The 9799-nt window shown below is 73.5% G+C and carries 6 protein-coding genes and 1 pseudogene; 5 read left to right on the top strand and 2 right to left on the bottom strand.

Going from position 1 to position 9799, the window contains the following annotated elements:
* The 4 genes and pseudogenes from ACXJKB_RS06540 to ACXJKB_RS06525 all read left to right on the top strand — a co-directional run.
* A pseudogene (locus ACXJKB_RS06540) lies at positions 1 to 983 on the top strand (exodeoxyribonuclease V subunit gamma); the annotation flags it as partial.
* 1 nt (position 984) lies between these two features.
* Positions 985 to 4329 (top strand): UvrD-helicase domain-containing protein, encoded by a 3345-nt coding sequence (locus ACXJKB_RS06535; protein WP_457186557.1) that lies wholly within the window; start codon positions 985 to 987, stop codon positions 4327 to 4329.
* Positions 4326 to 6161, top strand: coding sequence for an exodeoxyribonuclease V subunit alpha (recD, locus tag ACXJKB_RS06530; protein ID WP_457186555.1), 1836 nt, complete (start codon positions 4326 to 4328; stop codon positions 6159 to 6161). The genes ACXJKB_RS06535 and recD overlap by 4 nt, the downstream gene beginning before the upstream one ends.
* A gap of 9 nt (positions 6162 to 6170) precedes the next feature.
* Complete coding sequence (locus ACXJKB_RS06525; RefSeq protein ID WP_457186553.1) at positions 6171 to 6785, top strand: ACT domain-containing protein; 615 nt, start codon at positions 6171 to 6173, stop codon at positions 6783 to 6785.
* Between the two features lie 178 nt (positions 6786 to 6963).
* On the opposite strand, the gene ACXJKB_RS06520 is transcribed toward ACXJKB_RS06525, so the two are convergent.
* Both ACXJKB_RS06520 and ACXJKB_RS06515 read right to left on the bottom strand, forming a co-directional pair.
* Positions 6964 to 8280 (bottom strand): MFS transporter, encoded by a 1317-nt coding sequence (locus ACXJKB_RS06520; protein WP_457186551.1) that lies wholly within the window; start codon positions 8278 to 8280, stop codon positions 6964 to 6966.
* Positions 8281 to 8352: 72 nt separating this feature from the next.
* Entirely contained in the window at positions 8353 to 8793 is a 441-nt protein-coding gene (locus ACXJKB_RS06515; RefSeq protein WP_457186549.1) for a nitroreductase family deazaflavin-dependent oxidoreductase, read from the bottom strand.
* 61 nt (positions 8794 to 8854) lie between these two features.
* Between ACXJKB_RS06515 and ACXJKB_RS06510 the strand changes: the two genes are divergently transcribed.
* On the top strand, positions 8855 to 9799 hold the full coding sequence (locus tag ACXJKB_RS06510; protein WP_457186547.1) for a 1,4-dihydroxy-2-naphthoyl-CoA synthase: 945 nt from the start codon (positions 8855 to 8857) through the stop codon (positions 9797 to 9799).

Below are 9799 nucleotides of genomic sequence, written 5' to 3'. Positions count from 1 at the left end.
CGCTGGTGCCCGCGCCCCTGCCCCCACCCGAGCCCGCGCGGGAGGTGACCCTCGCCGACCTCCACGACTTCTTCGCCCACCCCGTGCGCAGCTTCCTGCGCCAGCAGCTGCGCGTCACCACGCCCTACGACGTCGACGAGACCAAGGACGCCATCCCGATCACCCTCGACGGGCTGGAGAAGTGGGACGTCGGCGACCGGTTGGTGCGCGACGTGCTCAGCGGCGGCGACCCGCAGTCCGCGATGCTGGCCGAGCAGCTGCGCGGGCTGCTGCCCCCCGAGGACCTCGGCTCGGCCATGCTCACCGAGATCGTGCAGCGGGTGCGCCCGCTCGTGGAGGCCGCGGTCCCCCTGCGCACCGGGCCCGCGCGCACCCTCGACGTCGACATCGACCTCGGTGACCGCCGCCTGACCGGCACCGTCGGCAACGTCTTCGGCAACAACCTCGTCTCGGTGAGCTACTCCAGCCTCGGGGCCAAGCACCGGCTGGCCGCGTGGCTCGACGCGCTCGCGCTCGCCGCCGGCCACCCCGACGAGAACTGGACCGCCCACACCATCGGTCGCTGGGGCCGGTCCGGCCGGCGCGCGCTCGTCCCGCCGATGCCCGACGTCGACGCCCGCACCCACCTGCGCGACCTGGTCGCCATCATGGAGCGCGGACACCGCGAGCCGCTGCCCCTGCCGATCAAGACCAGCCTGGCCTTCGCGGAGGAGTTCAAGATCGGCGCGCAGGGCCAGGCCGACCCCGACCTCAAGGCCAGCGCCGAGTGGGTGACCCCGCGGTTCAACGAGACCGGGTTCCCCAAGGAGGACGGCGACCAGTGGCACGTCCGCGCCTGGGGGGAGCAGGCCCCCTACGACCTGCTCGCCGCGCCGCTGCTGGCCGACGAGGCGGACGACGGTCCGGCGCCGCACCGCCTCGGCCACTACGCCCTGCGCGTCTGGTCGCCGTTGCTCGCCACCGAGCTGGTGCGGGGGATCTGACATGGACGAGATGCAGACCTTCGACATCTGCGGTCCGCTGCCCACCGGCACGACGTTGCTCGAGGCGAGCGCCGGCACCGGCAAGACCTGGACGATCGCCGCGCTGGTGACGCGCTACCTCGTCGAGGGCGTCGCCACCCTGGAGGAGATGCTCGTCGTCACCTTCACGCGCGCGGCCAGCCAGGAGCTGCGTGACCGCGTACGCCGCCAGCTCGACGACGCCGCGGCCGTGCTGGCCGACCCCGCGACCGCCGACCCCGCCAACCGCCTGCACGACTGGCTGCTCGACGCCGACGACGAGGAGCGGGTCGTCCGGCTCGCGCGGCTCACCGACGCGCTGACGTCGTTCGACGCCGCCACGATCGCGACCATCCACCAGTTCTGCCAGCTCGTGCTGCGCAGCCTCGGCGTCGCCGGGGACACCGACACCGGCGCCGTCCTCGTGGAGGACCTCGAGCAGCTGACCACCGAGGTCACCGACGACCGCTACCTGGGCCTCTTCGCCCGCGAGCAGCAGGCCGCGTGGAGCCGCGAGGACGCCCTCGCCATCGCTCGCGCGGTCGTCGGCGACCCCCGTGCGCGGGTGGCCCCGCAGGAGGCGCTCACCCAGGACCCCGACGGCCAGGCCGCCGCACGGGTGCGCTTCGCGTGCGGCGTGCTGGACGAGATCGACCGGCGCAAGCGGCGCCTCGGCGTCCTCTCCTACGACGACCTCCTCGGTCAGCTCGCCGACGCGCTCGCCGACGACGACGCCCCGGCCCGCGTCCGGATGCGCCAGCGGTGGAAGGTCGCGCTGATCGACGAGTTCCAGGACACCGACCCCGTGCAGTGGCAGGTCTTCGAGCGCGCCTTCCACGGCGTCGCCACGCTGGTCCTGATCGGCGACCCCAAGCAGGCGATCTACGCCTTCCGCGGCGGCGACATCGTCACCTACCTCGACGCGGCGGAGCAGGCGACGACCCGGCAGACGCTCGGCGTCAACTGGCGCGCCGACCAGCCGCTGCTCGACTCCCTCCAGGTGCTCGTCGAGGGTGCCGCCCTCGGCGACGAGCGCATCGCCGTCCACCCGGTGAGCGCCCACCACGCCGCGTCCCGGCTCGAGGGAGCCGGACCTCCGTTCCGGTTGCGGGTGGTGCGCCACGAGGAGCTCGGGCGCAAACGGCCGCGCATCGGCGACTGGCGCCAGCACGTCCTCACCGACCTCGCCGCCGACGTCAAGCGCCTGCTGACGAGCGGCGCGACCGTCGGGTCGGGCGACGACGCGCGACCGATCGAGCCCAAGGACGTCGCGGTGCTCGCCGCCCGCCGGGCCGACCTGCTCGCCGCGCAGGACGCCCTGGCCGCGGTCGGCGTACCTGCCGTGCTCAACGCCGGCGGGTCGGTCTTCAAGACCGCCGCGGCCACCCAGTGGCTCACCCTGCTCGAGGCGCTCGAGCAGCCCCACCGCGCCGACCGGGTGCGCGCGGCCGCGCTGACCGACTTCTTCGGGCGCACCGCGGAGGACCTCCAGGCCGAGCCCGACCCGACCGACGAGCTGAGCGAGCACGTACGCCGCCTCGCCGACGTGTTCGCGGCCCGCGGGGTCGCAGCCGTGCTGGAGAGCGCCGTGCTCGACGGGCTGATCGCCCGGGTGCTGGGCCGGGTCGGCGGCGAGCGCACGCTCACCGACCTCCGCCACGTCGGCGAGGCCCTGCACAAGGTGGCCGTCAGCGATCGCCTCGGAGTGGTCGGCCTGCTCGGCTGGCTGCGGACGCAGGTGGCCGACGACAAGATCGAGGTCGCCTCCGAGCGGACCCGCCGGCTCGACTCCGACGCGGCCGCGGTCCAGCTGGTGACGATCCACGGCAGCAAGGGCCTGGAGTACCCCGTCGTCTACCTCCCGACCCTGTGGGACCGGTGGGTGCGCGACGAGGACGTCCCCCTCTTCCACGACACCGACGGCGAGCGCTGCCGCGACGTGGGAGGACCGAGCCGGTGGCGCGACGCCTCTGTCGCCGCGAGCCGCCACGAGGACGCCGGCGAGTCGCTCCGGCTGCTCTACGTCGCCCTCACCAGGGCGCAGTCGCAGGTCGTCGCGTGGTACTGCCCGACCGCCAACAACACCGCCTCCGCGCCGCTCCACCGCATGCTGTTCGGGCGTGCCCCGGGGCATGCCCGCGTCAACGACGAGCAGCCGGTCGTCGGTGACGACGAGCTCGTCGACATCCTCGGCCGCTGGAAGTCGGCCGGCGGGCCGCAGCCCGAGGTGGCCGCGCTCGTGCCGGTCGACACGACACCCATCCAGCGCGACCTGCCGACCCTGGCGGTGCGGACCTTCGACCGCGACGTCGACACCGACTGGCGCCGCACCTCCTACTCCGCCCTCTCCGCCGCCGGCGCGCCCCATGCCGGCGCGCCCGACCGGGTGCTGTCCGAGCCCGACGACGCACCCGACCTCGACGACACCGACCTCGAGCCGCTCGACGACGCGACCTCGCCCGAGCCCGACCTCGAGCTGGCGGCGGTGCCGTCACCGATGGCCGACCTGCCGGTGGGCGCCGAGTTCGGCTCCCTCGTCCACGAGGTCCTCGAGCACACCGACCCGGCTGCGCCCGACCTCCGCGCCGAGCTGCTCGCGCAGGTCGAGGAGCACCGCGCCTGGTGGGCGGTCGAGGTCGACGCCGAGGAGCTGGCCGACGCGCTCGTGGCGGTCTGCGACTCCCCGCTGGGTCCGCTGGCGGGCGGCCTGACCCTGCGCGAGATCCTCCTCCCCGACCGGCTGCGCGAGCTCGACTTCGAGGTGCCCCTGGCAGGTGGCGACCTGGCGGCCGCGCGTGACGCGGCCTCGGTCGTGCTGGGCGACCTCGCCCCCCTGCTCCGCGCGCACCTGCCCGACGGCGACCCGCTCCTGGCGTTCGCCGCCACCCTCGAGGGCGACCCCGACCTCGCCGGACAGCGGCTGCTCGGCTACCTCACCGGCTCGATCGACGTCGTGGTCCGGGTCCCGGTCGAGGGCCGCACCCGCTACCTGACCATCGACTACAAGACCAACTGGCTCGGCGACCGCGCCGCCCCGGCGACGGCGTGGGACTACCGACCTGCCGTCCTCGACGAGGCGATGGGCCACTCCGACTACCCGCTCCAGGCACTGCTGTACACCGTCGTGCTCCACCGCTACCTGCGTTGGCGGCTGCCCGGCTACGACCCTCACCTGCACCTCGGCGGCGTGCTCTACCTCTACCTGCGCGGCATGTGCGGGCCCGCGACGCCCCTCGTCCACGGCCGCCCGTGCGGGGTGTTCTCGTGGGAGCCGCCGGTCGCGCTCGTCACCGCCCTCTCCGACTTGCTTGACGGAGTCGCTCCATGACCGATCTGTTCGAGCCGATCGACGCCACCGACGCCCGCCTCGCGCTGGGCGCCACCGGGCTGCTCGGCGCCTTCAACGCCGCGGGAGTCCTGACGAGTGCCGACGTCCACGTCGCGAGCGCGCTCGGCCGGCTGGGCCGCGAGAGCGACGAGCGGGTGCTGCTCGCGGTCGCCCTCGCCGTGCGCGCGGTGCGCGGCGGGTCGGTCTGCGTCGACCTCGCGACCGTCGCGGACCCGCCCGACCTGCCCTGGCCCGCGGCCGACGACTGGTCGCACGCCGTCGCGTCCAGCCCCCTGGTGACGGCGGGCCTGGTTCGCTGGGACAACGACCTGCTCTACCTCGACCGCTACCACGAGCAGGAGTCCCAGGTCGTCGACGACCTGCTGTCGCGGGCGGCCACCGCGCCCGACCACGACCCTGCGCTGATGCGGGCCTCGCTGGACCGCGTCGTGGTGGCCATGAAGGCGGCCGCGGCGGCGCGCGGTCTGCCGGAGCCGTCGTACGACGAGCAGGTCGCGGCCTGCCTCGCCGCGGCCGGCCAGTGGACGACGGTGCTCACCGGTGGCCCGGGCACCGGCAAGACGACCGCGGTCGCCTCGCTGCTCGTCGGGCTGCTCGACCAGCACCCGGGCGGGCTTCGCATCGCGCTGGCCGCCCCGACCGGCAAGGCCGCCGCCCGCCTGCAGCAGGCGGTGCACCAGGAGGCCGAGGCCTTCGAGGAGGCCGACCGCGTCCGCCTCGCCGGGGTGACCGCCTCGACGCTGCACCGGCTGCTTCGACCCGACCCGGGCAACTCCACCCGCTTCCGCCACCACCGGGGCAACCGGCTCCCCCACGACGTGGTCGTCGTGGACGAGTCGTCGATGGTGTCGCTGACCCAGATGGCGCGCCTGCTCGAGGCGGTGCGCCCCGACGCGCGGCTCGTGCTGGTGGGTGACCCCCACCAGCTGTCGTCGGTCGAGGCCGGCGCCGTGCTGAGCGACGTGGTCCGCGGGTTCCAGGGCCGCGCCGACTCGCCGGTCGCGGCGCTGCAGTCCACGCACCGCTTCGGACCGGAGATCCGCGCCCTCGCCGAGGCGTTGCGCACCGGCGACGCCGACGAGGCGCTCCACGTCCTGGCCGCGGGTCACGACGAGGTGGAGTGGGTCGACGAGGGAGATCCGTCGTCGCGCATCCGCAGCACCGCGCTCGACGCAGCCCTCGGCGTCCGTGACGCGGCCGAGCGGGGCGACGTCACCGGCGCCCTCGCGGCGCTCGACCGCCACCGGCTCCTGTGCGCGCACCGCGACGGCCCCTACGGCGTACGCCACTGGAACCGGCGCATCGAGCACTGGCTCACCGCGGAGACGGGCGACCCGTTGTTCGAGCGCGCCTACGTCGGCCGGCCACTGCTGGTGACCGCCAACGACCACCAGCTCGGCGTCTACAACGGCGACAGCGGGGTGATCGTGCTGACGCCGGCCGGCCCACGCGCGGTGATCGCCGCCAGCGACGGCCCCCGCGACCTCGCGCCCTCACGGCTCGGCGACGTCGAGACCATGCACGCGATGACCATCCACAAGTCGCAGGGCTCGCAGGCCGACGTCGTCACCGTGCTGCTGCCCGACGAGGACTCCCGGCTGCTGTCGCGCGAGCTCTTCTACACCGCCGTCACCCGTGCGCGCTCCCAGGTGCGGGTCGTGGGGTCGGAGGCGGCGATCCGGGCGGCCATCGGTCGTCGTGCGCAGCGCGCGAGCGGGCTCGCCGTACGCCTCGCGGCGGCCCCGCGGCCGGACGCCGACACCGTGCCACCGACGCGCGAGCGAAACGCCGACGACACAGATCCCCGATAGCCTCCTCGCATGCCCTACCTGATGCGAGTCGAGCTCCCGGACGTCCCCGGGTCGCTGGGTCGCGTCGCGAGCGCGATCGGTGAGGCCGGGGGCGACATCGACGCGATCGAGATCGTCGAGAAGCGCGACGGCTTCGCCGTCGACGACGTGCTCCTCGAGATGTCGCCCGGCACCATGCCTGACTCCGTGGTCTCGGCCTGCGGCACGCTCGACGGCGTCAGCGTGCTCTGGATCAACCGCTACGCCGCCGGCGGCAACCTCTTCCTCGACCTCGAGGTCGTCGAGGCCCTCACCGAGGACCCCGCCTCCGCGCGCGACCGCCTGATCGACCTGCTGCCCATCGCCTTCCGGGTCGACTGGGCCGCTCGCGTCACCCCGGGCACCGACGGTGTCGGCGCCACGGTCGTCCACGCCACCGACGCCGCCCCGTCGGCGTACGACATCGACCGCGAACGCGTGCCCGTGCCGACCCGCCTGCCCGGCGACGAGGTCTACGTCGAGTGCGCCGCACCCTTCGGTGACGACCTCGTCCTCCTGGGCCGCCGCGGCGGTCCGGAGTTCCTCGACTCCGAGCTCGCCCGACTCGAGCACCTCGTCGGGCTCGCGATGACCATCAGCCACTGACGGGCCCGACCCCGGCTGGCCCGCCGAGCGGTGCGTGAGCCACGTTCCGCCCGCGCGGAACGTGGCTGGGGCACCGCCCAGCCGCGCGTCCCGTGCGACACGCCGGCGGGCGGTGGCGGAGCCACAATCCGCCCGTCACGGATGTGGCTGGGGCACCGCTCGACCAGCGTGAACGGCGTCAGGCGACCGACCGGATGCGGGTCACGAAGACCGAGCCGAGGACGCAGAGGACGAAGCCGACGAGGTAGACCACGCCGTAGCCGAGCGACCAGCCCTCGCCGTGGGTGGCGACGGAGCCGCCGAGCTCGCGTACGGCGACCAGGATGAGGCCGGCGATGGCCGGGGCGAGCACCTGCGGCAGCGCGGAGGCGATGTTGATGATGCCGAGGTCCTTGGCCCGGTCGCCGGCACCGGGGAGCACCTGGGTGATGAGCGCGAAGTCGACGGCCTGATAGACGCCGAACCCGGCGCCCAGCACGACGGCCGCCACCAGCGCACCGGACCAGTCCTGCCACAGGCCGAGGACGAGCGAGCTTGCCCCGATGAGCACCCCGGACCAGATGACGAAGATCTTGCGCCGCCCGACGCGGTCGCTCCAGTGACCGACGACGACGGTGGTGGCGACCGTGCACACGCCGTAGATCAGCACGAGCGTGCCGAGCTTGGCGGTGGCGTCGTCGTCGCCGAACCCGAGGCCGTCGGTGAGGAAGTAGTAGAGGTAGTTGAGCGCGATCCAGTTGCCGAGGTTCACCAGCAGGCGCGTCAGCCACGCCCACGCGAAGTCGGGGTGCTCGCGCGGCGAGACCCAGAACGAGCGGACCAGCCGCTTCCAGTCCATCGGGTCGAGCGGGTGGTCGGCCGGCAGGGCGAGGTCGCGGGAGCCGACGAGGTAGGGCACCGAGAGCACCAGCATCACGATGGCGGTCACAAGGTAGCCCTGGGCGATCGAGCCGGTGACCTCCGCGATCTTGATGCCGACCAGCACGCCGACCGTGCCGGCGATGGCGACGAGGCCGCCGATCAGGCCACGGCGCTCGACGGGAACCTGGTCGGGCACGGCCGCGACCCCGCCGGCCCACGCAGCGTTGAGCGCGAGCTGCACGAGGCTCCAGGCGATGACCATCGACGCGGCGCTGTCGGCGACGGACAGCAGCAGCAGCGACGCGGCGCCGAGGACCACCCCGCCGAGCACCCACGGCACCCGGCGGCCCAGGCGCGAGCGCGTCCGGTCGCTGAAGGCGCCCCACACCGGGTTGGCGAACATCGAGACCGCAGCACCGCTGAACAGCACGACCGCGAGCACCGCCTCCTTGCTCATGCCGCCGGGCTCGGCGGCTGCGACCCGCTCGGCCTGCTGCGCGAGCAGCACCTGGATCGGCCCGAACCACCCGGCCATCACGCCGAGGTTGAGCAGCACCAGCGCGCCGACCCAGCGCGCCGGCGGGTTGTCGACGGGCTCGTCGAAGGCCGAACGGCCCGGCAGCGTGGTCGTCACGGCGTCATTGTGGGGCCAACCGGGCCTGTGCGACAGCACGGTCCGGACCGGCAGGCCCGCGACCGCGCAGAGTCAGGCGCGTTCGAGGAGGAAGAGCGGGATCTCCCGGTCGGTCTTCTCCTGGTAGGAGGCGTACGTCGGCCACGTCGCGACGGCGTGCTCCCACCAGTCGGCGCGCTCGTCGCCGTCCAGGATCCGGGCCTTGTAGAGGTGCGGCTCGGCGCCGTCCTGCAGCTCGACCTCGGGATGGGCGACGAAGTTGTAGTACCACTCCGGGTTCTCCGGCGCGCCGCCCTTGGAGGCGACCGCGAGGTAGGCGCCGTCGCGCTCGACGCGCATCACCGGGTTCTTGCGGAGGTTGCCCGACTTCGCGCCGACGGACGTGACCACGACGATCGGGTACTTCGTGCCGGGCAGCGTGTTGGCCTTCTCGCCGCCGCTGGCCTCGTACTGCTCCACCTGCTTGCGTACCCACTCGGCCTTGCTCGGGACATAGGTTCCAGTCAGTGCCATGCCTGCCACAACACCACGGCCCGTGGCGTTCTTCCAGTCGCCGCTGGATACGGTGCGGTGCATGAGTGCGATCGAGGGCGTCAGCGAGATCTTCGACCCCGAGGCGTGGGACGTCGTGCCCGGCTTCGAGGACCTCACCGACCTGACCTACCACCGCGCCCGGGAGCACGGCACGGTCCGGATCGCCTTCGACCGACCCGACGTGCTCAACGCGTTCCGCCCGCACACCGTCGACGAGCTGCTCAGCACGCTCGAGCACGCGCGCATGTCGGCCGACGTGGGCTGCGTGATCCTCACCGGCAACGGCCCGAGCCCGAAGAACGGCAAGTGGTCCTTCTGCTCCGGCGGCGACCAGCGGATCCGCGGCCGCACCGGCTACCAGTACGAGGACGTGTCCGCGGGCGCCGGCGACACCGGTGCCGAGGAGCCGAGCCCGATCGACAAGGCGAAGCTCGCCCGCCTGCACATCCTCGAGTGCCAGCGGGTCATCCGCTTCATGCCGAAGGTCGTCATCTGCGTCGTCCCCGGCTGGGCGGCCGGCGGCGGGCACAGCCTCCACGTCGTCGCCGACCTGACGCTCGCGAGCCGCGAGCACGCCCGCTTCAAGCAGACGGACGCCGACGTCGGCTCCTTCGACGGCGGCTATGGCTCGGCCTACCTCGCCCGGCAGGTCGGGCAGAAGTTCGCGCGCGAGATCTTCTTCCTCGCCGACGAGTACGACGCCGAGGAGATGCACCGAATGGGTGCGGTCAACCGCGTCGTCCAGCACGCCGAGCTCGAGAAGGTCGCCCTCGACTGGGGCCGCAGGATCAACGGCAAGTCCCCCACTGCCCAGCGGATGCTCAAGTACTCCTTCAACCTGCTCGACGACGGGCTCGTCGGCCAGCAGCTCTTCGCCGGCGAGACCACCCGGCTGGCCTACATGACCGACGAGGCGCAGGAGGGACGCGACCAGTTCCTCGAGAAGCGCGAGCCCGACTGGTCGCCGTACCCCTGGTACTACTGA

The sequence above is a fragment of the Nocardioides sp. P5_E3 genome, assembly GCF_054049275.1.
Note: the sequence above shows the minus strand (reverse complement) of the source record. Positions and strands in the feature narration are given on the sequence as shown.

What these genes read in the sequence shown, in the direction of transcription:
- ACXJKB_RS06525 (WP_457186553.1), top strand. Translation starts at nt 6,171, where the DNA reads ATGCCCTACCTGATGCGAGTCGAGCTCCCGGACGTCCCCGGGTCGCTG.
- ACXJKB_RS06515 (WP_457186549.1), bottom strand. Translation starts at nt 8,793, where the DNA reads ATGGCACTGACTGGAACCTATGTCCCGAGCAAGGCCGAGTGGGTACGC.
- ACXJKB_RS06535 (WP_457186557.1), top strand. Translation starts at nt 985, where the DNA reads ATGGACGAGATGCAGACCTTCGACATCTGCGGTCCGCTGCCCACCGGC.
- ACXJKB_RS06510 (WP_457186547.1), top strand. Translation starts at nt 8,855, where the DNA reads ATGAGTGCGATCGAGGGCGTCAGCGAGATCTTCGACCCCGAGGCGTGG.
- recD (WP_457186555.1), top strand. Translation starts at nt 4,326, where the DNA reads ATGACCGATCTGTTCGAGCCGATCGACGCCACCGACGCCCGCCTCGCG.